At 62.2% G+C, this 22198-nt stretch carries 22 protein-coding genes and 2 tRNA genes; 19 read left to right on the forward strand and 5 right to left on the reverse strand.

All coding sequences use genetic code 11. The annotated features are described in order from the left end of the window. Positions 1-242 precede the first annotated feature (242 nt). From COCCU_RS06080 to COCCU_RS06150, 15 genes are all read left to right on the forward strand, one after another. Positions 243-497 (forward strand): toxin HicA, encoded by a 255-nt coding sequence (locus COCCU_RS06080; RefSeq protein WP_231598890.1) that lies wholly within the window; start codon positions 243-245, stop codon positions 495-497. A 15-nt stretch (positions 498-512) separates the two neighbouring features. Beyond that, positions 513-839 carry a type II toxin-antitoxin system HicB family antitoxin gene (locus COCCU_RS06085; protein WP_156230688.1) on the forward strand — a complete coding sequence of 109 codons (327 nt, stop codon included), beginning with the start codon at positions 513-515 and terminating at the stop codon, positions 837-839. A 157-nt stretch (positions 840-996) separates the two neighbouring features. Continuing rightward, complete coding sequence (locus tag COCCU_RS06090) at positions 997-2421, forward strand: NF041680 family putative transposase (RefSeq protein ID WP_156230689.1); 1425 nt, start codon at positions 997-999, stop codon at positions 2419-2421. Positions 2422-2596: 175 nt separating this feature from the next. Further along, a complete protein-coding gene (locus COCCU_RS06095) occupies positions 2597-3514 on the forward strand; it encodes a cation diffusion facilitator family transporter (RefSeq protein ID WP_231598891.1) in 918 nt (305 codons plus the stop codon). Between the two features lie 41 nt (positions 3515-3555). Further along, positions 3556-5349, forward strand: a complete 1794-nt coding sequence (locus tag COCCU_RS06100; RefSeq protein WP_156230691.1) for a GmrSD restriction endonuclease domain-containing protein — start codon at positions 3556-3558, stop codon at positions 5347-5349. A 114-nt stretch (positions 5350-5463) separates the two neighbouring features. After that, positions 5464-7170: an MBL fold metallo-hydrolase gene (locus tag COCCU_RS06105; protein ID WP_156232651.1), complete on the forward strand. Its 1707-nt coding sequence runs from the start codon at positions 5464-5466 to the stop codon at positions 7168-7170. 214 nt (positions 7171-7384) lie between these two features. Continuing rightward, a complete protein-coding gene (gene serA / locus COCCU_RS06110) occupies positions 7385-8968 on the forward strand; it encodes a phosphoglycerate dehydrogenase (protein WP_407924157.1) in 1584 nt (527 codons plus the stop codon). 182 nt (positions 8969-9150) lie between these two features. Continuing rightward, complete coding sequence (locus COCCU_RS06115; protein WP_156232655.1) at positions 9151-9867, forward strand: DedA family protein; 717 nt, start codon at positions 9151-9153, stop codon at positions 9865-9867. Positions 9868-10000: 133 nt separating this feature from the next. Continuing rightward, on the forward strand, positions 10001-11017 hold the full coding sequence (locus COCCU_RS06120) for a 3-isopropylmalate dehydrogenase (RefSeq protein WP_156230692.1): 1017 nt from the start codon (positions 10001-10003) through the stop codon (positions 11015-11017). Positions 11018-11153: 136 nt separating this feature from the next. Further along, positions 11154-11633, forward strand: coding sequence for a hypothetical protein (locus tag COCCU_RS06125; protein ID WP_156230693.1), 480 nt, complete (start codon positions 11154-11156; stop codon positions 11631-11633). Next, positions 11630-11971, forward strand: a complete 342-nt coding sequence (locus COCCU_RS06130) for a transcriptional regulator (protein WP_231598892.1) — start codon at positions 11630-11632, stop codon at positions 11969-11971. The genes COCCU_RS06125 and COCCU_RS06130 overlap by 4 nt, the downstream gene beginning before the upstream one ends. A 48-nt stretch (positions 11972-12019) precedes the next feature. Next, the gene (locus COCCU_RS06135; protein ID WP_156230695.1) at positions 12020-13876 is read left to right on the forward strand and encodes a DUF294 nucleotidyltransferase-like domain-containing protein; all 1857 of its coding nucleotides are present in this window, start codon (positions 12020-12022) and stop codon (positions 13874-13876) included. Beyond that, positions 13876-14547 carry an exonuclease domain-containing protein gene (locus COCCU_RS06140; protein WP_156230696.1) on the forward strand — a complete coding sequence of 224 codons (672 nt, stop codon included), beginning with the start codon at positions 13876-13878 and terminating at the stop codon, positions 14545-14547. The genes COCCU_RS06135 and COCCU_RS06140 overlap by 1 nt, the downstream gene beginning before the upstream one ends. A 109-nt stretch (positions 14548-14656) precedes the next feature. Beyond that, complete coding sequence (locus COCCU_RS06145; RefSeq protein ID WP_156230697.1) at positions 14657-15463, forward strand: fumarylacetoacetate hydrolase family protein; 807 nt, start codon at positions 14657-14659, stop codon at positions 15461-15463. A 13-nt stretch (positions 15464-15476) separates the two neighbouring features. Then, the gene (locus tag COCCU_RS06150) at positions 15477-16109 is read left to right on the forward strand and encodes a class I SAM-dependent methyltransferase (protein WP_156230698.1); all 633 of its coding nucleotides are present in this window, start codon (positions 15477-15479) and stop codon (positions 16107-16109) included. Positions 16110-16120: 11 nt separating this feature from the next. On the opposite strand, the gene COCCU_RS06155 is transcribed toward COCCU_RS06150, so the two are convergent. The 3 genes from COCCU_RS06155 to COCCU_RS06165 form a co-directional block, all read right to left on the reverse strand. Then, a complete protein-coding gene (locus tag COCCU_RS06155) occupies positions 16121-16681 on the reverse strand; it encodes an HNH endonuclease signature motif containing protein (protein WP_156230699.1) in 561 nt (186 codons plus the stop codon). Positions 16682-16686: 5 nt separating this feature from the next. Next, complete coding sequence (locus tag COCCU_RS06160; protein WP_156230700.1) at positions 16687-16860, reverse strand: hypothetical protein; 174 nt, start codon at positions 16858-16860, stop codon at positions 16687-16689. Between the two features lie 271 nt (positions 16861-17131). Then, on the reverse strand, positions 17132-18250 hold the full coding sequence (locus COCCU_RS06165; RefSeq protein ID WP_156230701.1) for an isochorismate synthase: 1119 nt from the start codon (positions 18248-18250) through the stop codon (positions 17132-17134). A 61-nt stretch (positions 18251-18311) separates the two neighbouring features. Here COCCU_RS06165 and COCCU_RS06170 point away from each other — a divergent pair, with 61 nt between their 5' ends. Next, positions 18312-19280: an alpha/beta hydrolase family esterase gene (locus COCCU_RS06170; RefSeq protein ID WP_197088452.1), complete on the forward strand. Its 969-nt coding sequence runs from the start codon at positions 18312-18314 to the stop codon at positions 19278-19280. A 52-nt stretch (positions 19281-19332) separates the two neighbouring features. After that, entirely contained in the window at positions 19333-20814 is a 1482-nt protein-coding gene (gltX, locus tag COCCU_RS06175) for a glutamate--tRNA ligase (protein ID WP_156230703.1), read from the forward strand. Positions 20815-20878: 64 nt separating this feature from the next. Here the strand turns inward: gltX and COCCU_RS06180 are convergent, their stop codons facing one another. Beyond that, the gene (locus COCCU_RS06180) at positions 20879-21100 is read right to left on the reverse strand and encodes a helix-turn-helix domain-containing protein (protein WP_156230704.1); all 222 of its coding nucleotides are present in this window, start codon (positions 21098-21100) and stop codon (positions 20879-20881) included. Beyond that, complete coding sequence (locus COCCU_RS06185) at positions 21100-21570, reverse strand: DUF2975 domain-containing protein (protein ID WP_156230705.1); 471 nt, start codon at positions 21568-21570, stop codon at positions 21100-21102. The genes COCCU_RS06180 and COCCU_RS06185 overlap by 1 nt, the downstream gene beginning before the upstream one ends. 343 nt (positions 21571-21913) lie before the next feature. Between COCCU_RS06185 and COCCU_RS06190 the strand changes: the two genes are divergently transcribed. Continuing rightward, a tRNA-Gln gene (locus COCCU_RS06190) sits at positions 21914-21985 on the forward strand. A gap of 19 nt (positions 21986-22004) precedes the next feature. Then, a tRNA-Glu gene (locus tag COCCU_RS06195) sits at positions 22005-22077 on the forward strand. Positions 22078-22198: the final 121 nt, after the last annotated feature.

Consider the following 22198-nt stretch of genomic DNA (forward strand, 5'->3'; position numbering starts at 1 on the left):
AACGCCGACACGCAGCGGCCATCAGGGAATGAGAAACTGAGTCTCGCTGCTCTCCACCCAACTTTGCAACAGCACCAATCTGCGCCACCGTCAAAGAAGCCGACGCCCACCTATCTCCAATAGCCCAAATTTCACCTCCACACAGGGGGTGGTGCACGGCCTCTACCCACGCCCTTTTTCCCGCTAGGGATCTGTCGCGCCCCAAGGGTTGAATCTAGTACCATATGCAGTACTATGAAGGTGTGGGTAAAAGCATCGACGACATCCTGAAAAAGATGCGGAACTCCCCGACCAACATTCGGTTTAGCGAACTGGAAAAGGTCTGCGACCACTTCTTCGACAAACGCCCCTCAAAGAAGACCTCACACCAGACCTATAAAACCCCGTGGATCGGCAACCCTCGCGTCAACATCCAAAACGATGGAGGAAAAGCAAAGGCCTATCAGGTCAGCCAGGTTCTCGAGGCCGTGGACACACTCAAGCGCATAGCATCCTAGAAGGAGGACACAACTATGGACGCCAATAAATACACCTACCAGGTCTCCTGGTCGGAAGAAGACCAGGAGTACGTGGCCACCGTGCTGGAATTTCCCTCCTTATCCTGGCTCGCACCCAACCGGCAGGAAGCGGAAAACGGCCTCGTTGACCTGGTAGCCGAGGTCCTCGACGACATGAGTCAGGTCGGCGAGATCATCCCCATTCCCCTGGGCGAGCGGTCCTATTCCGGAAAATTCAACGTGCGTACCTCCCGCTCGCTGCACCGTCGACTCGTCATGGCCGCCGAAGCCGAGGGCATCTCCCTCAACGCCCTGATCAACCAGAAACTCGCCTCCGCCTAACATTCACGCGATGAGACGGATAAGCTTGTCGTTTAACCTTTGAAGTTGCGGTTTATGCTCGATTGGTGCTGGTCCGGCGTGTCGGATAAGAAAAAGCGGCCGCCGTTGCTGATGCTTCTTGTTACCACGCAAGAAGAAAGAAACGGCGGGCCGCATCATGATTATCAACCATCCAGCACCCCCAGCGCCACCCCGACACGACGTAGCGCGGCTCGACCGGTTTCGGACCGAGTTCTACTCGTGTCTGGCCCGCCGGGGTGATGCATTGTTCGAGCTCACCGATACGGTGGCGTGCTCAACGTCCCCGGTGACTGATCTCGCGCACCTGTCGCTGGAAGCGGAGCACAGGCGCGGGCACGGGGCCTTGTACGACGCGATCAATCACGGGTACCTCGACACCACCCGGCTGCAGCACCTGATGGCCCAGGGCCCGATCCCCACCATCACCGGCCCGGCCGGACGCGACCGCATCGTCCTGGCTGTGGACGTGTCGAACTGGCTACGCCCTGATGCGGCCACCAGCCCGGACAGGTCGTTTTGCCACACCTACCCCCGCGGACGGGGGCAGGCCCAGATGATCCCGGGCTGGCCCTACTCCTTCGTGGCCGCCCTGGAAACCGGAGCCTGCTCGTGGACCGCGCTACTGGATGTGGTGCGCCTGCACGCCGACGACGACGCCACCGCCGTGACCGCCACCCAACTACGCAGGGTGCTCGAGCACCTCACCCCGGCCCGGCACCACCGGGCCGGGGATCTGGATGTCCTGGTGGTCCTCGACGCCGGTTACGACGTGGTGCGCCTGGCCTGGCTGCTGGACGATCTTCCCGTCACCCTGATCGCCAGGCTGCGTTCAGACCGGGTGTTCCACGCCCCAGCCGGGGCACGCCGCGGGCCCACCAAAGGGAGGCCACCGCGCCACGGGGCCCGGCTGGTACTCGCCGATCCGACCACCCATCCGGCACCTGACCAGGTCACCGCCACCACCACCGCGCGCTACGGGCATGCTGAGACGGTTGCGTTCGCGAGGATGCACCCGAAGCTGGGTACCCGCAGCGGCTGGAGGGATCATGACGGCGAGCTGCCGATCATCAAGGGCACCGTCGTCGGACTACGGGTTGAGCGTTTGCCCGGTGACCGGTCCCCGACACCGGTGTGGCTGTGGGTATCCAAGCCTGTTCCCGATGACGGGGCTGAGGTGGATCACTGGTGGTCGATGTATGTGCGCCGGTTCGATCTGGAGCACACTTTCCGCTTCCTTAAGCAGGCCCTCGGCTGGACCAGACCGCGGCTACGGGATCCGGCTGCGGCGGATCGGTGGACCTGGCTCATTCTCGTGGCGCATACCCAACTGCTGCTGGCCCGGCCCCTGGCCCGGGATCATCGTCTGCCCTGGCACAAGCCCCTACCGACAGTGGCGCTGACTCCCGCACGGGTACGGGCCGGCTATCGCCGCATCTGCCGGATGTTGGCGCATCCCGCCGGTGCGCCGAAACCCACCCGTCCTGGCCCCAGACGCCCACGGGGACGCGGAAACCGCGAAAAAGCACTCATACAACCCGTCGGGAAGGACCCCAAAGGTTAAACGACAAGATAAGGCATATGGGCATATAAGGGGCGCAACGTCATCGAACGGTGCATCTTCTATCAAAAACTGCTTCCACCTGCGGTTATGAAAATGACATCCAGTTTTCAAAAGACTTTCAATAACTTTCGGGGTGTGATTAGCTGGACATATGAGTGCCGCTAAATCCAGTCAAATGAAGGGTCATGACCACGATCATGACCACAGTCATGTCCCGCAGTCCCTGCGGGCCCTGGTGGCCGTTATCGCGCTCACCTCAGTGATCTTTTTCGCCGAACTCATCGGCGGACTGGTGTCCGGTTCCATGGCACTGCTGGCGGATGCCATGCACATGCTCTCCGATTCCACCGGCCTGATCATCGCGCTGGTGGCCATGCTGATCGGCCGGAAGACCGCCTCGGCCAGCGCCACCTATGGTTATCGCCGGGTTGAGGTGCTGGCGGCGATGTTCAATGCGGTCGTCGTCACGTTGATTTCAATATGGGTGGTGGCACAGGCGGTATTGCGTCTGGGCGGTGAAGTCGAGATCGACACCGACCTGATGCTGATCGTCGCGGTGATCGGCTTCCTGGCAAATGGTGTCTCTGCGCTGGTTTTGATGCGCCATCAGCATGGCAACCTCAATATGCGTGGGGCTTTCCTGCACGTGCTCAGCGACATGTTGGCCTCGGTGGCGGTGATCATCGCCGGCCTGGTCATCCGCTACACCGGCTGGATGCTCGCCGATACCCTGGCTTCCCTGGCGATTGCCGCGATCATCCTGCCGCGTTCCCTGGGGTTGCTGCGCGAGGCCCTGGAGGTGTTGCTGGAGCGGGTTCCCCGCGGCGTCGATACGCAGCAGCTGCAGGCGGGGTTGTTGGGCATCGACTGTGTGCAGGAGGTCCATGACCTGCATGTGTGGAGTCTGGATGGCAAGGACATGCTGGCCACCGTGCATCTGGTGGTGGATACGGATTCGGTCCAGGTGGGAAGCTGTGAGGTGCTGGATGCAGCTGACGCCATCTTCGCCGGTCAGGGAATCGGACATTCTACGATTCAGCTGGAAAATTCTGAACATCAGCCCCATGAAAGTGCTGGCGGTCATCATCACTGATTAGCGCGCTTCGATTCGCTTGATTGGCTACAGTCATACGCATGGGATTTGCCACGCCGAGTTACACCTTGCCTGATCTTTTCGCCCGAATTGACCGGGGTGATCTGCAGCTCCCTGATTTTCAGCGCACCTATTCCTGGGATGTGGACCGGATCCGTTCCCTGCTGGTGACCGTGCTGCGTGGTTACCCCATCGGTTCCCTGATGGCGCTGGACACCCGCAATGAGGCGATGCGTTTTCGACCCCGCCCCATTTCCGGGGCACCGGACACCGGAGTGAACCCGGGCCTGCTGCTGCTCGATGGGCAGCAGCGTCTGACCACCCTCTATCTCTCCTTCACCGGTCGGGGACAGGTTCAGACCGTTGATTCCCGCTCCAAGCGGGTCACCCGGAAATTCTTCGTGGATCTGCGTCGCGCAGTTCAGGAACCGGTGATGCCGGATGAGGCGGTCTTTTCCGTGGATGAACATGGTGCGGTGATGTCGCACTTCGGCCCCGTCATTCCCGGCGGCCTCAGCGAACCCCGGGCGGCGCTGGAGAACTTCTGTGTTCCGGTGTCCGCACTGCTGGGGGATGAGTCCACGGACTTCCTTTTTGACCTGATCGAAAGGGCGGAACCGGAACTGCGTCAGCCCATCAGGAACTTCTACAATGATCTGCTGCGACCCCTGTCGGGATATAGTGTGCCGATTATTCGGGTGGCCCGGGAAACTGCTCAGGGTGGGGTGGGGTCCATCTTCGCCCAGGCGAATTCCAGTGGTCTGCAGATGGACGTCTTTGAGCTTCTCACCGCTGTGTTCGCCAGTGAGGACCCTGACTTCAAACTCAATGAGCAGTGGCGCGGCACCCGTGCCCATCTGCGGGAGTACCCGGTGCTTGACGGCATCGGCCGGACTGAGTTTCTCACCGCCGTTTCCCTGCTGGTGACCGGTCGGCGCGGCCGGGCGACCGGGCACCGCGAGGACATTCTCAAGCTGACCCTGGGGGACTACCGCCAAGCGGCGCAGGACATGCGCAGCGCCTTCCAGGACGCGGCTGTATTCCTCTCCCAGCGGTGCATCCTCACTGCCGGTCAGGTGCCTTATCCGGCGCAGTTGATCCCCTTGGCGGTGATCCTGGCGATCCTGGCGGATGATCCGCAGGCACTGGCCAACACCCGCAGTTGGGACCGACTGCACCGCTGGTTCTGGTCCGGGGTCTTCGCTGAGCTCTACGGTTCCGCTGCGGTGATCACCCGCATGGGTTATGACGTTGATGAGGTCAGTCGCTGGGTGGCGGAGGAGGATGCGCGGGAGCCGAAGACGGTGCGGGATGCCGGGTTCAATGAATCCCGCCTGCTGAGCGTGAACGACAGCTCCGGGGTGTGGCAGGGAATTTATGCCCTCCTGATGGCCCGTGGAGCCCGGGACTGGCGCACCGCCCAACCCTTCGACCGTTGGACCCACGAAGATCTGGACACCGATTTCCACGCCATTTTTCCACGCGGCTGGTGTGAAGACCGCGAGGTGGATCTGATTCTGGCTGACAGTGTGCTCAACCGCACCCCCATGGGGCGCCGCACCCAGGTGATGCTGGATGGGGCTGCCCCGGGCCGCTACCTCAACCGGGTCCAGGACAAGTCCCTGATGGAGGACACGGAATTTGATCTGGTCCTGGCCAGCCATGAGCTGGACCCAAAACTCCTGCATGCCTCGGATGCGGAGGCTTTCTTCGCGGATCGTCGTCAACGTCTGCTGGGACTGATCGAGCATGCCATCGGCAAGCCGGCGATCCGGGACGTGGATGAGGCGGATCTCTCCGCCGGGGCTGAAGGTCCTGGGGCTTTTGTAGACTAGGACCCCGTGGCAGGCTGATGCCCAGAGTCGGCCTGTGATTGTTTATCTTTTAATTCTTCAGTGAGAGGTTCCAGCGTGCAGCTTTCCCCCAAGCGGTTCCGTCGTCTTATCGCCATGACGAGTGCCGTGGTCATGAGTACGTCGGTGCTGGCAGCCTGCAGCAGTGGTGAGGGCGATTCGACCCAGACTTCCCAGGCTGCCGAGCAGGATGGTGTCTCCCAGGATCCTTCAGCCGCCCCCACCGGCCCCTATGCCGAGGCTCGGGCGGCGAATGTCAACCGCAATGTGGACCCCAAATTCGGGGAGACTCCCCGCGTGCTCGGAGAGGCCGGGGGCAGTGGGCTGGAGTCCAGCCGGCTCTTCTTCGATCAGTCCGACACCCTGGTCCTTTCCGGGCCCGGCGCCGCCGCCCAGTTGCGGGCCGCCTCCATCGCGGTGGTCTCTCATGCCCCCGTGCTGCGTTTCCTTCCCGAGGATCGGGATGCGATCCTGGCGGAGATTGACCGCCTCGGGGTGAGCCAGGTGCTCACCGTAGGTCTGGTGGATTTCCCTGCCGCTGAGGGTTTTGAGGTCATGGCCGATGATGGCTCCCTGGAGGGGCTGGGTGAGCTGACGGCCAAGCAGTTCAATGAGAAGTCGGTGGGTTCCTACCAGGAGATGGTGGCCGCCACCGCCGCCCTGGACCCGGATGAGAATATTCTGCTGACCGCTGAGTGGGAGGAATTCCCTGACACCCGGGGTGCGGAGGGCGAGAAGCTCCCCGCACTACCGGGGCAGTCCCGCCGGGATGGGGATGCCGCCCCGGTGATCATCGCCAGCCCCGCCTCCTCAACCATTGATGTGGCCAATGCCCGAGCTTATGGGGGCGAGGTGCGGGTGATGGATTACCATGATCCGCGTCTGAACACCGAGACCATGGAGATGGTGGCCGGGCTCGCGGAGCACCCCCTGGTGGCGTTGGGTTCCCAGTTCGGCACGGCCGAGGAACTGGCGGAGAAGATCCGTCTGGGTGAGACGGTGACTGCCGAACTGCCGGGTGGGGGTGGCCTGGTATTCCCGGGTCGTCGCATGATCGCTCTCTACGGGCATCCCTCCGGCCCTGCGCTGGGTCTGATGGGGGAGCAGCCCCCGGCTGAGGCGGTGGCCCGGGTGCAGGAGTATGTGGACCAGTACCAGGAGTTCTCGGAGGAGCCGGTGATCCCCGCCTTCGAGATCATCGCCACCGTCGCCTCGGAGTTCCCCGGTGAGGACGGGGACTTCTCCAATGAGTTCCCGGTGGACGACCTGCGTCCCTATGTGGATGCCATCATCGACGCCGGTGGTTATGCGGTGCTTGACCTGCAGCCCGGCCGGGCCTCCTTCCTGGATCAGGCCAAGCGCTATGAGGAGCTGCTGAAGCTGCCGAATGTCGGCCTGGCACTGGATCCGGAATGGAAGATCGGGCCTGATGAACAGCCGATGCAACGCGTGGGTTCGGCTGATGCGGCGGAGATCAATGAGGTTTCGGAGTGGCTGGCGGGACTGGTCGCCGACAATGGCCTGCCCCAGAAGGCTTTTGTGCTGCACCAGTTCCAGCTGCAGATGCTGCGTGACCGGGAGCAGATCGACACCTCCCACCCGGAGCTGGCTTTTGTGCTGCACGCCGATGGCCACGGGTCCCCGGGGGAGAAGTTCGACACCTGGGGTGCGCTGCGTCAGGGCCTGGATGACAACAGCTATTTCATGGCCTGGAAGAACTTCATCGATGAAGATTTCCCGACTTTCACACCGGAGCAGACCTTCGAGGTCAACCCCCGTCCCTGGTTTGTCTCTTATCAGTAACCTTTTTTGGGGAGGGCATGGGGATACCATTAACTGTTGATTAACCGTTAATGGGGGTAAGGTGGCGCGTCTCACTGTGCGTTATCGGGCTGTTATTCAGTAGCCTTGTACTTTGTTGCACGCCACCCTGAGCCGGCGTGAGCCAACCTCCCATCCGACGCGGTCGTGCCGGTGTGGGACGTTGAAATTCTCAGAATGTCAGGAGATCACACCTGTGAGCCGTCCCGTAGTACTCATCGCCGATAAGCTTGCGCAGTCCACCGTGGATGCACTGGGAGATGCAGTGGAGGTGCGCTGGGTTGATGGCCCGAACCGCCCTGAGCTGCTCGCCGCGGTTGCCGATGCCGATGCACTTCTCGTTCGTTCCGCCACCACCGTCGACAAGGAGGTGCTGGATGCCGCCCCGAAGCTGAAGATCGTCGGTCGCGCCGGCGTCGGCCTGGACAATGTCGACATTGATGCCGCCACCGCTCAGGGTGTGATGGTGGCTAACGCCCCCACCTCCAACATCCACTCCGCCTGTGAGCACGCGATCTCCCTGCTGCTGTCCGCCGCCCGCCAGATCCCGGCTGCGGATGCCACCCTGCGTGAAGGCGAGTGGAAGCGCTCCTCCTTCAAGGGTGTCGAGATCTTCGGCAAGACCGTCGGCATCGTGGGCTTCGGCCACATCGGTCAGCTGTTTGCTCAGCGTCTGGCTGCCTTCGAAACCAAGATCGTCGCCTACGATCCCTACGCCAACCCGGCTCGTGCCGCTCAGCTCAATGTTGAGCTGGTTGACCTGGATGAGCTGATGGGCCGTTCCGACTTCGTGACCATCCACCTGCCCAAGACCAAGGAAACTGCCGGCATGTTCGATGCCGAGCTGCTCGCCAAGGCCAAAAAGGGTCAGATCATCATCAACGCCGCCCGTGGTGGTCTGGTTGATGAGCAGGCACTGGCTGACGCCATCAAGTCCGGTCACATCCGTGGCGCCGGCTTCGATGTCTACGCCACCGAGCCCTGCACCGATTCCCCGCTCTTCGAGCTGCCCGAGGTTGTCGTCACCCCGCACCTGGGTGCCTCCACCGTCGAGGCTCAGGACCGCGCCGGTACCGACGTCGCCGATTCCGTCCTCAAGGGCCTGGCCGGCGAGTTCGTCCCGGATGCCGTGAATGTCTCCGGTGGCCGTGTCGGCGAAGAGGTTGCCGTCTGGCTGGACCTGTCCCGCAAGCTCGGTCTGCTGGCCGGCAAGCTGCTTCACGACGCCCCGAACACCCTCGAGGTTGTCGCCCGCGGCGAGCTTTCCACCGAGGAAGTTTCCGCCCTGGGTCTCTCCGCCGTCCGTGGCCTCTTCTCCGGCATCATCGAGGAGTCCGTCACCTTCGTCAACGCCCCGCGCATCGCTGAGGAGCGTGGCCTGAACTTCGTGGTGGAGACCGCCAGCGAGTCCATCAGCCACCGCAGCACCCTCCAGGTCACCGCCATCGGTGCCAACGGCGAGAAGGCCACCGTCGTCGGTGCCCTGACCGGCCTGGAGCGCGTCGAAAAGTTCGTCCAGATCAACGGCCGTGGCGTGGACCTGCGTGCCGAGGGCCTGAACCTCTTCGTCCGCTACACCGATGCCCCGGGTGCCTTGGGCAAGGTCGGCTCCCGTCTGGGCGATGCCGGCATCAACATCCAGGCTGCCGCCATGACCCAGGCAGCCAAGGGAGATGGTGGCGTTCTGATCCTGCGTGTCGAGTCTGAGGTCGGCGATGAGCTGGCTGAGCAGATCGCCGCTGATCTCAACGGTGAGGTCATCCAGCTGAACCTGGATTAATTTCCCCCTCCCATTGAGTGACCTAAATTCCCCGCCCGCCACATTCCCTGTGGTGAACGGGGAGTTTCTGCTTTCCGGCCTTGCCAGCGCAGCAACCGGAGTGGGGGAAGGTAGCGTGAGGAACATGACAGATCTTGATACGTGGCAGAACTCTTCGACAGGTGGCGGCACCCTTGAGTGATATGCAGGAACCGGTGGAGCAGGAGGCCGTGGCGCAGCCCGAGCCCAAGAAGGAACCGGAACTGCCCAGTTTTCTGGCGGAACCGAAGCGGGGGGACATCATCCTCTTCGTGCTGCTCTTCGCCATGGGCATCTTCTCCCTGGCATTGATCCCACTGCGGGCCTGGCTACTGACCGAACCACTGGCCTATACGCTGCTGGTCGGTGGTTACACCAGTGCGGTGGTCTCCGGTGCGAATGCTTCCATCGGTAATGGCCATGTCCTGGTGTACCTGCTGTGCTCGGTGATCGGTGCGATCAAGTTCATGCCGGTCTACTGGCTGATGGGCAGGCGGTGGGGCATGGAGTTCATTGACATGTCCCTGCAGTACATGCCGCGGGCGCATCGCCTCTTCCAGCGGAGTGTCGAGTCGGAGTCCTCCCGCACCCTGGCTCTGGTGGTGGGGTTGATCCCCTTCGGCTACCTGCCCGGCCCGGTGCCGGGCACCATCGTCAATGCGGTGGCAGGTCTGTTGAAGATCCGTTTCCCGGTGATGATCGCGATCAACGTGCTCAGTATCCTGGCGGTCAATGGCTTGATGATGTGGCTGGGATTCAACTTCGGTGAGCAGGTGCTCAGCGTGGTTGAGGTGGTCAACCGTTATCTGCTGTGGTTCACCCTGGCGCTGCTGGGCGTGGTCTTCTTCCGGGCCTGGCGGCAGGCCAAGCGGAAAGCCTGACCCGTTTTCCGCACCCCACCCCCCACCTGGAGGGGGCGGGGCGTCGATAAGCGCCCCCGGTTGCGGGGTGATGTGTGTGTCACCCTGTTAGTATCAGTAAAAAGTTCGCATGGTGAGAAAGGAATCCCACACAATGAAACTCGCAGTTATCGGTGGCGACGGCATCGGCCCCGAGGTCACCGCTGAGGCACTCAAGGTTCTCAACACGGTCCGCGATGATATCGAGACCACCGACATGGACCTCGGCGCCGCGCGCTACCTGCGCACCGGTGACATCCTCACCGATGAGGACCTCAACGCCCTCAAGGAGTTCGACGCCATCCTCCTCGGCGCCATCGGCGCGCCGGGTGAGGTGCCCCCGGGCATCCTTGAGCGCGGTCTGCTGCTGAAGCTGCGTTTCGCCCTGGATCACCACGTGAACCTGCGCCCCTCCAAGCTCTACGAGGGTGTGGAGTCCCCGCTGAAGAACCCCGGCAACATTGACTTCGTTGTCGTCCGCGAAGGTACCGAGGGTGCCTACACCGGCAACGGTGGTGCCATCCGCGTGGGCACCCCGCATGAGATCGCCAACGAGACCTCCGTGAACACCCGCTACGGTGCGGAGCGCGTCATCCGCTACGCCTTCGAGCTGGCCCAGACCCGCCGCAAGCACCTCACCCTGGTCCACAAGACCAACGTGCTGGTCCACGGTGGCGGCATGTGGCATCGCACCCTCAACGAGGTGGCCAAGGAATACCCTGAGGTCACCATCGACTACTGCCACATCGACGCGGCGACCATCTACCTGGTCACTAACCCCTCCCGCTTCGATGTGATCGTCACCGACAACCTCTTCGGCGATATCCTCACCGATGAAGCAGGCGCGGTCTCCGGCGGCATCGGCCTGGCCGCCTCCGGCAACATCGACGCCACCGGCACCAACCCCTCCATGTTCGAGCCGGTCCACGGTTCCGCACCGGATATCGCCGGCCAGGGTATCGCTGATCCTACCGCCGCGATCCTCTCCGCCGCACTCCTGCTGCGTCACGTGGGCGATGATGAGAACGCCGCCCGCATCGAGGCCGCGGTGGCCGCCGATGTCGCAGCACGTGGGGATGCCCCGATGCGTACCACCGAGGTCGGGGACCGGATCGCCGCCGCCCTGCGCTGATTACCTCGGGAAAATTTATCGGAACCGTCACCCTCCGGGGTGGCGGTTTTTATTTTAACTACTGCGACATCCAGCTGCCCGGCGGACGGAGCGGCACTGAGGCCTGCCGAGAGGAACACAACCATTGTTTTCTATATTGGAAAGCAATAGTGTCGGTTATATGCACAACCACGGTTCAGACATGAAGAAGTGGGATGTCTCACCTGAAGAGGCGAAAGATATCCTGGCTGATATTTCAGCCATCAACCAGGCGGCTGAGTGGAAACCGAGCCCCGGAGCAACCGCCCTCCTGGCGTTAGTTTTTGCCTCTCTGATCACGGCCGCTGTCTGGGAACTTTTCTTCTGGATGTTCGGTCTGCTGGCTCTACTTTTCCTCCTTCTTTTTCTGTTTCGCAGACAACTGATCAACCCCTACGTCCGGCACCGCCCCTGGCAGCCGCTGGGCCAGGAAAACCAGGGGCAACAGAGTAAATGGTGGCTCACCTCAGGCTGGTCCCTCTGGATGCCGATGACGATCCTGCTCCCCGCTGAACCCAGATGGATCGGGCTCATCGCCGGGACCCTGGCCGGCCTGCACCTCTACCACGGACTCAAGACTGTCGGGGATTTCCGGTGAATGCTGAACTCGATCCCGTCATCCACCCGATCAACCGATTGCGTATCTGCGCAGCCCTGAAAGCGGCAGGAGCGACCGAAGGTGAGGGCCTCGACCGGGAGATGAAGTTCGCTACCCTCCGGGAAGTAACTGCGTTGAGTGCCGCCACTCTGTCGAAGCAACTGGGAGTGCTCGGCTCTCACGGGTACATCACCCGTCACCGTGAATACGGTTCCAGTCGCGCCAAGGACACGGTGTGGGTATCTCTCACCCCTGCCGGAAACACCGCCCTGAACAGACATCTGGCCGCCCTGCGAAAGATCGCGGAGACCGCAGGGGGCGTCGATAAGCATGGCTGACCGCACAAAAGCGGTCCGAGGGAACAACCCAGCCACTAAGCTGAGCCCATGAGCGTTGAACTTGAGGAGGTCCGTGCCTTCCTGGCGGACAATGAGCCCTTCCTGCGGTTACCGGCCGAAGAACTGCAAACCCTGCCCGCCAAAATGAACATGAGCTACGCCCGCCGCGGAGAAACGATCCTGCGTTTCGGGGAGATCAATGAACAACTCCACATTATCCGCTCCGGGGCAGTGGACCTACTCGGGGAAGACGGGGTGCTGCTGGACCGCCGCGACGCCGGCCGTTCCTTCGGCTACTCCACCCTGGCCGGGGAACCCGAATCGCGCTACACCATCATCGCGGTGGAGGACTGCCTGCTGCTGAACCTGCCGGTAGCTGAATTCCAGGACATCTCGGAAAGACACCCCGACCTGGCACGCTACTTCTCCAGCCAATCCCGCCGCATCCGGGCAGTGGCCGAAGAACTACGCCAGGACACCTCCGCGGCGGTGCTACGCACCAGACTGGGTGACTTCAAGATCCCGGAACCGGCACTCGTCACCTCAGACGCCACCATCCAGGCAGCCGCCCGAAAAATGAATGAACTCCGTGTCTCCTCCCTGCTGATCGGCTCACTCGAGAACCTGGAAGGCATCATCACCGACCGTGACCTACGGGGCAGGGTGGTGGCCGAAGGCATGGACATCAACCTGCCGGTAGCCGAGATCATGACCACCAACCCACGGATCGGAACCTCCGACACCCTGGCCTTCGAAGCGATGCTGGTCATGGCGGAACTGCGCATCCACCACCTTCCCGTGGTGGACGACGGAACAGTCACCGGCATCGTCACCGCCGCCGACATCATGCGCCTGATGGGCCAGGACCCGATCTACCTCACCGCTGATGTCTCCCGAAAAACCACTGTGGAAGAACTCAGCGGCTCCTTCACCAAAGCCTCTGAAATCGGTGTCCGCTTCATCGAACGCGGCGCCTCCTCAGAAGAAACCGCCGGACTGATGACCATCGTCGCCGACGCCATCGCCCGCCGACTACTGAAACTGGCAGAAGAAAAACTCGGGCCCCCACCCGTACCTTATGCCTTCGCCGTCCTCGGCTCCCAAGGCCGCCATGAGATGGGCTTCGCCTCCGACCAGGACAACGCCCTCATCCTGGACAACTCCTACCGAGAAACCGAACACGGAGCCTACTTCGCCGAACTCAGCGCATTCGTCTGCCTCGGGTTGGACCGCGCCGGGCAGGTGCTGTGCCCTGGTGACATGATGGCGATGAACCCGGAATGGCGCAAGACACTCAGTGAGTGGGAGCAGACCTTCCATGTCTGGGTGACTGCCCCGGATCCGGATGCATTGCTGCACGCCCAGACCTTCTTCGATATCCGTGGGGTCTACGGGGAGCTGAGCCTGGCAGATCGGGTGCATGCCTCAGCGGTGTCGATGGCGAGTGGGGCGCGGCGGATGCAGGCACATCTGGCCACCCTAGCGGTGCGACGTGAACCCCCGCTGGGATTCTTCCGTGGCCTGGTGGTGGAACGCAGTGGCGATTACACCAACACCCTGAACGTGAAGAAGGGCGGCACCGCCGGCATTGTGCAGATGGCGCGGCTCTTCTCTCTCCAGGCCGGGGTCAAGGCATTGGGCACCAGGGCACGGCTGAGTCTGGCCGCCGGGGGAGGAACAGTTTCCGATCGGGGTGCCCATGATCTGCTGGATGCCTTTGAGTTTCTCCGCTCGGTGACCTTCAAACACCAGGCGGAGCAGCTGCGTCATGATCAGACCCCCGACTACAACATCGACCCGGCGAAGCTGAGCAAAATGGACCGGGAGCATCTGCGTGATGCCTTCCAGATCATCAAGGGCATGCAGAACGCTCTGGCCACCCAGTACCCGGTGAGGAATATCTGATGCTGACGGGACTGTTTCGTCGGGACCCGGCCAAGCAGGCGATCGGGGCGTTGCAGGAGTTCTACCAGGTGCCCGCCCAGGACCCGGATACCCCTTCCTCGGAGCTGAATCTACTGGCGGTGGATGTGGAGACCACCGGGTTGAAGGTGAACCGGCACCGCATGGTCTCCATCGGTTGGGTGCCGGTCACCGCCGGCATCATCGACCTTTCCCAGGCAGGTTATGTGGTGTTGCGTGGGAATGAAGGTTTCAGTGTGGGTTCCTCGGCGGTGATCCATCAGCTCACCGATGATGAAATCGCCGCAGGCATCGGCCACCGCGAGGCCCTGGAACAGCTGCTGGAAGCGCTGCAGGGCCGGGTGATGTTGGCACATTTCGCGACCATCGAGCAGGATTTTCTTTCCCATGCCTGCCGGAAGTATTTCGGCGCTCCCTTGGAGGTGCCTACCGTGGATACCTTCGCGATGGAGCGTCGCCACATGGAACGTATGGCCACTTATCCCCGTGGGGAGGATCTCCGCCTGGCCCGGGTGCGGGAACGTTATGGGCTGCCGCGTTATGCCAGCCACAATGCGCTCGGTGATGCCCTGGCCTGTGCCGAGCTTTTCCTGGCGCAGTTGGCCCAGCTTCCGGCCGGACGGGTGGACAAGCTGAGGAGCCTCCAGGTTTGAGCGCTTTGGATTTCTCATTCTGACCAGAAGCGCCATTCGCATTGCGAACAGGAGTTCACTTCAAGGGATTCTAGATTCCGGATTTTGTTGATGCGTGTACAATGAGGGCATGCGTTTTGGACGAATTGCAACCCCTGATGGAATGTGTTTCTGCACGATCGAAGGCGAGGGTGATGATTTCTCGCAGCTCACCGCTAAAGAGATCAAAGACACTCCCTTTACCGAACCTGAATACACCGGCCGCGAGTGGCCGCTGAACGAGGTCAAGCTGCTGGCCCCGGTGCTGCCGAGCAAGGTTGTCGCCATCGGCCGCAACTATGCTGACCACGTTGAAGAGGTGTTCGCGAAGTCTGCGGAATCCCTGCCCCCCACTCTCTTCCTCAAGCCCCCGACCTCTGTGGTCGGCCCCGGTGCACCCATCCGGATTCCGGACTTCGCCACCAAGGTCGAGTTTGAGGGTGAGCTGGCTGTCGTCATCGGCCGCCCCTGCAAGAACGTCAAGGCAGCGAACTGGAAGTCTGTGGTCCGCGGTTTCACCATCATCAATGATGTTTCCTCCCGTGACCTGCAGTTCGCCGATGGCCAGTGGGCCCGCGCCAAGGGGATCGACACTTTCGGCCCGCTCGGCCCCTGGATTGAGACCGACATCAACACCATCAACGTTGATGACCTCGACATCAAGGCCCGTTTGACCCACGATAGCGTCACCGAGCTGAAGCAGGACTCCAACTCGGAGCAGATGATCATGAAGATGGGTGAGATCATCGAGTTCGTCACCGCCTCCATGACCCTGCTGCCGGGTGATGTCATCGCCACCGGTTCCCCGGCCGGCACCGCCGCAATGTTTGACGGTGACTTCATCGAGATTGAAATCCCGGGCATCGGCAAGCTGGGGAACCCGGTCGTCAACGCCTAAGTACCCTGGTCTTATGACCACGCACCAGGATCGCCACCACGAGCACCACAACACCCACTCCCGCCAGGATGCCGAGGGCTTCTATGCGGGGACCGAGCCACGATGGTCGGGAGAGCCGAATCAGGCGCTGGTGCGGGAATTATCAGATCTGGCCCCCGGCCGCTGCCTCGATATCGGCTGCGGTGAGGGGGCCGATCTGCTGTGGCTGGCCAGGCAGGGTTGGGAAGCGCTCGGCATCGATTTCGCTCCCACCGCCGTGGCTCGCACCCAGGCGCTTATCGACGCCGCGAAGAGCGAGGACACCAACCTTCGTGCTGAGGCCCGCGAAGCAGCTTTCCCGGGATTAGGGGAAACCGATTTTGACCTGATCACCGCCTCCTACACCCAGATTCCCCGTTCGGCTGAAGCCGTTGCCGAGCTGCGCGGGTCCCTCAAGGTCGGTGGAACCCTCTTCATGGTCCACCATGTTTTCGGGCAGACTGAAGCAGCGCAGGCGGAAGGTATCATCCTGCCGGAATGGTTGGCCTCTCAGCTGGGTGATGATTTCCGCGTGCTGAAGCTGGAGCTCAGCAGCCGGGATATCGCCACCGGGGCAGGTGCCCATCATCATGATGACCTGGTGCTGGTGGCTGTCCGGGAACACTGATCCGCTCTGGTTTAGAAGAGTGGTTCCTCCTCCCGGGTGTGTCCCTCCGGGGTCGGGGCGGTACGGCGTTTGTTGACCCGTTGGGTACGACGCTGCATAAACGACTGTGCAAACAGTGTGCTCGGACTGGACAAGGGCCCCCGCGGGTGGGTGACCACCACATCACCATCCGGATACACCCAGCTACACGCCCCCTGCGCATCCATCACCAGGTTCAGGTCCCCACGGGTTTTCCTCAGGGGATGCCTGCGACACAGACACTGCAGGTTACTAGGGGTGGTGGGACCACCTGCGGTGTGGTTGAGCACGTGATCGACATCGCAGGCCTTGGCATCGATCCCGCAGTCCTCTGGCCCTCGACAGGTCCCGTCCCGACCTTTCAAGGCCCGGATGATTTCCTCGGTGGGCCGGTAGGCCAGGGTGGTGGCGTGGGCGGCGGCCGGGGGGGGGCGAGTTCTCCGAGAAGGTGGCGTAAGGAACCGGTGGATGGTTGTCGGCCCCGGGAGGGCTTCCGCTGGTTTGGTGGGGGTGCGGCGACGGTCGACCTGGGTGATGATGTCGGGGTCGTCCACGGTGATCAGGGCGGGTTCGATGGTGCGCAGCTTCGGGTAGTCGAGCAGGCCCAGATGATAGTTGTACGTGATCCGGTGGGGGCGGCGAGGTGGGAGGTGGTGGTGTCGATATCGGCATCGTCGTCTGGGGTGACGGTGGTCCAGAAGGTCAGGTCCTGGCGTTGCAGTGGGTAGTCCAACAGGCGGTGGGGTCGGTGTGGCGGCAGTAGGGGTGTGGGGTGGTGTGCATAGGCGTCCCTGGGCAGGCTCGTGCATGGAATGTGTGTTCGATTCTGAAGCTAGGACGCGGGCGGGACATGTCCACCACGCCGGGGGTGTCGCAAGAACATCGTCCCAGCTCACGCCACGAAGCAGTGGGGCACCCGTTCAGAAGTCCCCACCTACATACACGTTCCAAAAGAAAGAGGTCAGGAGAATGATTCCTCCTGACCTCTCAGCTAAAACCTTCTCTCAGAGCCCGAGGGAACGCAGGATGGTCCGCAGCTTCGCGGTGGTCTCATCAAATTCCTGCTGGGCATCAGAGTCGGCGACGATCCCGCCACCAGCCCAGGCGCGGGCGGTGGTGCCGTCCTGGGAGACCTCGGCGCAGCGGATCGCCACCATGTATTCACCATCCCCGGCGGCATCGCACCAACCAACCGCACCGGCGTAGAAGCCACGGTCGGACTCCGCCAGCCGGATGACATCCTCGGCGGCATCGGTGGGGGTGCCGCAGATCGCGGGGGTGGGATGGACGCGAAGGGCCAGTTCCAGGGCGCTGGTGGCCGAATTCTGCAGGGTGCCGATGATCGGGGTTGCCAGGTGCCACATCTCATTGGTGCGGGTCAGCTCGGGGTGCACAGGAATGTCCAGGCGGGAACAGAGCGGGCCCAGCCGTTCCCGGAGGTGGTCCACCACATAGGAATGCTCCTCCAGATCCTTTGCGGAGTGGTGGAGCTGCTCACCGATCTCGGCATCACGCTGGGGGTCGGGGTGCCGGGCAGCAGAGCCTGCCAGGGGATAGGCGGTGACGGTGGAACCCTGACGGCGCACCAGCACCTCGGGGGAGGATCCGACAAGCATGCGCCCCTCGAATTCGCCACCGGCGGGGCTGAGGTCAGCGATGAAGCCGTCCTTGTTATGGGAGTTGTCGATCAGGCGGGCTGCTACCAGACAGGGATCCACCGGCGGGTTGAAGCCGATTTCCACGGCACGGGCCAGCACCACTTTCTGGAGGCGGGAGTTGCGGATGGTTCCGATGGCGGCGTTGACCCGGTCCAGGTGCTCATCCGGGGCGGGGTCCAGTGCCAGCAGGGTGGCGTGCAGTTCACTGCCCGGTCCGAAACGGTAGTAGGAGTGAGGCTCCAGGGGGCCATTCTCCCGGATGATGTGTTCCGGCACGGTCAGTGCTGCGGGATCCTCCCGGGCGAAGGGGAGGGCTCCAACGATCATCTCCAGGCCGCCTCGGTGCAGGGCGTCCACCGCCTCCCAGGGGTTGGTGAAGGTCTCACGAGCCCCCTGGGTACGCACCGATCCATGGGCCCGGGAGAGGAGGAAATCGGGCGCGGTCGATGGTCGCTGTTCATGCATGGTGATCAAGTCTAGCGGGAGGGAAGTTGCATTAGCCCGATCGGTCGCCGAACATGCTCAGGTGGCTAAAAAACGATTCCTCACCCTCTTGTCTACCGGGCTGTTGATGCTCGGAATCTCCACCGCCGCGCCCTCTCAGGCACTGCCTGTGGAACTTTCCTCAAGCTCCTCCAGTTCTTCCAGCTCCGTGCTGCAGGACCTGCTCTCCAGCGTCGCACCGGAAGAGGAGGCACCGGGTAATGCGCCGAAGAACTTCCCCGGCTACCCGGAGATCACCCCGGACAGCACCATCCCACTGCAGGTTCTCATGCCTGATGGTGGGGAACGTGAGGTGATCATTTCCCTGCCGGAGAACTATGATCCCACCCGGTCCTACCCGGTCTGGCTGGCTTTCGCGGGCCGTAACATCTCCCCGGAGCACATGTCCACCGACACTGGTCTGCAGAATGCCTCAGATGCCATCGTCGCCTATGGTCGGGGCATCGGCAATGCCTGGGCCGGCGCACCCTATGCGACCACGACCATGGCGGAGGACATCGCCTACTCCCGTGCCGTGGTGGACCGCATCGCTGAGAACTATTCAGTGGACCGGGAGCGGGTCTATTCCATCGGACATTCCAATGGCGGCGGTTTCTCTCTGGCGCTGGCCTGTTTTGCCCCGGACCTGGTGGCGGGCGTGGCCAGTGTCTCCGGCATCTTCTATGAGCCGGGCACCCCGGTCTCCGGCCAGTGCGCGGCGCAGCCGGTGCCGACGGTGATCATCCACGCCCGTTGGGATGGCCTCTCCCACTTCAACGGCAACATCGCCCACGGCAAGCCCTATGTGGGTGCCAACCAGATGGCCGCGACGCAGGCTGAGATCAACGGCTGTGGGCCGGAGCCGCTGCGCACTGAGATCGCGGAGGGGTTGAGCCGCACCCAGTGGCAGGGTTGTGCCGCGGAGACGGAGTTGATCGTCTCGGACAACAATGTGCATGGCTGGCCGAATTATTCGGCCTTCGAGGCCTGGGACTTTCTCGCCCGGCAGTGAGCGGCGCGCGGCGTCGATAAGCGTGGGGTGAGGGTGGTCTACGATAATGGGCATGTCTGAAGTTCGCGTACGTTTCTGCCCTTCGCCCACCGGTACCCCTCATGTGGGCCTGGTGCGCACCGCCCTGTTCAACTGGGCTTATGCCCGTCACACCGGAGGCAAAATGGTCTTCCGGATCGAGGACACCGATGCCGCCCGTGACTCCGAGGAGTCCTACCAGGCGCTTCTCGACGCCATGAAATGGCTCGGCCTCGACTGGGATGAAGGTGTGGAGAAGGGTGGGCCGCACGAGCCTTATCGTCAGAGCCAGCGTATGGACATCTACCAGGATGTCCTGAAGAAGCTGATCGACGCCGGTGAAGTCTACCCGGCATACTCCACCGCCGAGGAGGTCGAGGAGCGCCACAAGGCAGCTGGCCGCGACCCGAAGCTGGGCTATGACAACTACGACCGCACCCTCACCGAGGAACAGATCGCCGCTTTCGAGGCGGAGGGCCGCAAGCCGGTCTGGCGCCTGCGCATGCCGGACAAGAACTGGTCCTGGAATGACCTGGTCCGCGGCGAGGTGGAGTTCAAGTCGGAGACCCAGCCGGACTTCGTGGTGGCCCGTGCCAACGGTTCCCCGCTGTACACCCTGGTCAACCCGGTTGATGATGCCCTGATGCGCATCACCCACGTTCTGCGTGGCGAGGATCTGCTGCCCTCCACCCCGCGTCAGCTGGCGCTTTATGAGGCGTTGCAGCGCATCGGGGTCACCGATTTCACCCCGCAGTTCGCCCACATGCCTTTCGTGATGGGGGAGGGCAACAAGAAGCTGTCCAAGCGTGACCCCCAGTCCAACCTCTTCAACCACCGCGATGCCGGCGTCATCCCGGAGGGCATGCTGAACTATCTGGCGTTGCTGGGTTGGTCGCTGTCCGCGGACCAGGACGTCTTCAGCGTGGGGGACCTGGTCAAGAACTTCGATATCGCTGATGTGCTGGGCAACCCGGCACGTTTCGATGAGAAGAAGATGCTGGCCATCAACGCTGACCAGATTCGACTGCTGCCGGCCGAGGAATTTGAGAAGCGCCTGCGGGACTACCTCAATGAATTCAGCGAGTTCCCCGCAGACTACCCGGCCGATAAGTTCAAGATCGCCGCCGAGTTGGTGCAGACCCGCATCAAGACCCTGGGTGATGCCTGGGGTCTGCTGAAGTTCCTGGTCATCGAGGACGCAGACCTGGTTCTGGATGAGAAGGCCGCCAAGAAGAACCTCAAGGAGGCCGCCATCGCACCCCTGGATGCCGGCATCGCTGCTCTGGAAGATGTCTCGGAGTGGGTCACCCCTGAGATCGAGGCCGCGCTCAACAAGGCCCTGATCGAGGACCTCGGCCTCAAGCCGCGCGTCGCTTTCGGTGCCCTGCGCGTGGGGCTGTCCGGGGAAGCCGTCTCCCCGCCGCTTTTTGAGTCCATGGAGCTGCTGGGCCGCGAGTCCACACTGACCCGACTCAAGGCCGCCCGCGAGGTAACCCCCTACGTGGCAGCTGAGTAGTACAGCTGGCTGAAGGCCGCCGAGGAAAGTTTCTCGGCGGCCTTTTCGCATGCTTATCGACGCCCTATTGCGCGGCGTCCCCCTCCGGGCTCCAACGCAGCAGGTCCCCGGGCTGGCATTCCAGCACCTTGCAGAGCGCCGCCAGAGTGGAGAAACGCACGGCCTTGGCGCGGCCGTTCTTCAGTACCGAAAGGTTCGCCGGGGTGATTCCGATTTTCTCCGCTAGTTCACCCACGCCCATTTTTCGCTTGGCCAGCATGATGTCGATGTCGACGATGATCGTCATCAGATCACGCCCTCCAACTCGGATTCCAATTTCCGGGCCTGGGTGTCACGGTTGACGGCCTGGGCCAGCAGGGTGCGCTGGACATAAACCAGCAGAGCCACCCCGACCATGAGCATGGCGAGCAGAAGGCCGATGAGAACCAGTCCTGGAGCGTCATCAAGCTCTGCGGGGATATAACTCAGGGGCAGCATCAACACGGCAGTCACACCCATGGTGATGGCGATGATGTCCACCCAGCGGAAAGCCTGTCGGTTGAAGATCCGGTTCCCCGCCACCAGGTGCAGCAGGCGGAACACACAGAAAATAACCACTTCCACACACCCCAGGATGGCTATCACCAGCAATCCCATGGCGATGCCGGGCAGGGGAGCGCCGATCACCTCCACGATGAGCACCACCTGCACTACCAGCGCGCCAAGGAAGGCGATCCCGAAGATGAGGCGTAATGCCAAGAGCATAAATGAGTTCATGAGAGACCTCTCTAATATCTCTAATATCGAAACTTGATAGAAACATATCGAAATTCGATATATTGGTCAATCTTTGGATCAACGCGTTCAGAGCTTGCGCACCCAATTCCCACACGTCCGACGCAGCTGAGCTCTGGTTAGGGTCGGAAAATCTGGGGGAGGTTATCGGGAAGTAGCTAATTTCAGGAGTTCCGCTGAGCGCGGTGAGCATCTACCGGGCCCGATGGGGTGGGGCGGAAATCTCAGGGGGACAGGCCCTGATCTGCGGATTTGCCGCTTTGAGGCCATTAAGGTTATGGTATTCCTCGTTGAACAGAGCGGGCCAACAGCCCGTAGAATTCAATGGCCTATGGTGTAATTGGCAACACAGCGGTTTCTGGTACCGTCGTTCTAGGTTCGAGTCCTGGTAGGCCAGCTGCGAAGAAATTCGCTGCGCCCCGTTCGTCTAGCGGCCTAGGACACCGCCCTCTCACGGCGGCGGCACGGGTTCAAATCCCGTACGGGGTACAGATGCAGAAAAGTCAGGTCTTCGGATCTGGCTTTTCTGCTTTTCCAAGCCGGGTAGTCTCTGCGCTGGGGTTGACTGGATCGTTCGGCAGCTGCATATGGATATACAATCACCAGTCCA

This window comes from Corynebacterium occultum, assembly GCF_009734425.1.
Classification (GTDB): Bacteria; Actinomycetota; Actinomycetes; order Mycobacteriales; family Mycobacteriaceae; genus Corynebacterium; species Corynebacterium occultum.

Bases quoted from the DNA above. Each gene is read 5' to 3' on its own strand.
- COCCU_RS06145 (WP_156230697.1), top strand. From the start codon at position 14,657: ATGCGTTTTGGACGAATTGCAACCCCTGATGGAATGTGTTTCTGCACG.
- COCCU_RS06120 (WP_156230692.1), top strand. From the start codon at position 10,001: ATGAAACTCGCAGTTATCGGTGGCGACGGCATCGGCCCCGAGGTCACC.
- COCCU_RS06115 (WP_156232655.1), top strand. From the start codon at position 9,151: ATGCAGGAACCGGTGGAGCAGGAGGCCGTGGCGCAGCCCGAGCCCAAG.
- COCCU_RS06185 (WP_156230705.1), bottom strand. From the start codon at position 21,570: ATGAACTCATTTATGCTCTTGGCATTACGCCTCATCTTCGGGATCGCC.
- COCCU_RS06100 (WP_156230691.1), top strand. From the start codon at position 3,556: ATGGGATTTGCCACGCCGAGTTACACCTTGCCTGATCTTTTCGCCCGA.
- COCCU_RS06180 (WP_156230704.1), bottom strand. From the start codon at position 21,100: ATGACGATCATCGTCGACATCGACATCATGCTGGCCAAGCGAAAAATG.
- COCCU_RS06085 (WP_156230688.1), top strand. From the start codon at position 513: ATGGACGCCAATAAATACACCTACCAGGTCTCCTGGTCGGAAGAAGAC.
- COCCU_RS06140 (WP_156230696.1), top strand. From the start codon at position 13,876: ATGCTGACGGGACTGTTTCGTCGGGACCCGGCCAAGCAGGCGATCGGG.
- COCCU_RS06090 (WP_156230689.1), top strand. From the start codon at position 997: ATGATTATCAACCATCCAGCACCCCCAGCGCCACCCCGACACGACGTA.
- COCCU_RS06135 (WP_156230695.1), top strand. From the start codon at position 12,020: ATGAGCGTTGAACTTGAGGAGGTCCGTGCCTTCCTGGCGGACAATGAG.
- COCCU_RS06095 (WP_231598891.1), top strand. From the start codon at position 2,597: ATGAAGGGTCATGACCACGATCATGACCACAGTCATGTCCCGCAGTCC.
- COCCU_RS06105 (WP_156232651.1), top strand. From the start codon at position 5,464: ATGACGAGTGCCGTGGTCATGAGTACGTCGGTGCTGGCAGCCTGCAGC.
- COCCU_RS06165 (WP_156230701.1), bottom strand. From the start codon at position 18,250: ATGCATGAACAGCGACCATCGACCGCGCCCGATTTCCTCCTCTCCCGG.
- COCCU_RS06150 (WP_156230698.1), top strand. From the start codon at position 15,477: ATGACCACGCACCAGGATCGCCACCACGAGCACCACAACACCCACTCC.
- gltX (WP_156230703.1), top strand. From the start codon at position 19,333: ATGTCTGAAGTTCGCGTACGTTTCTGCCCTTCGCCCACCGGTACCCCT.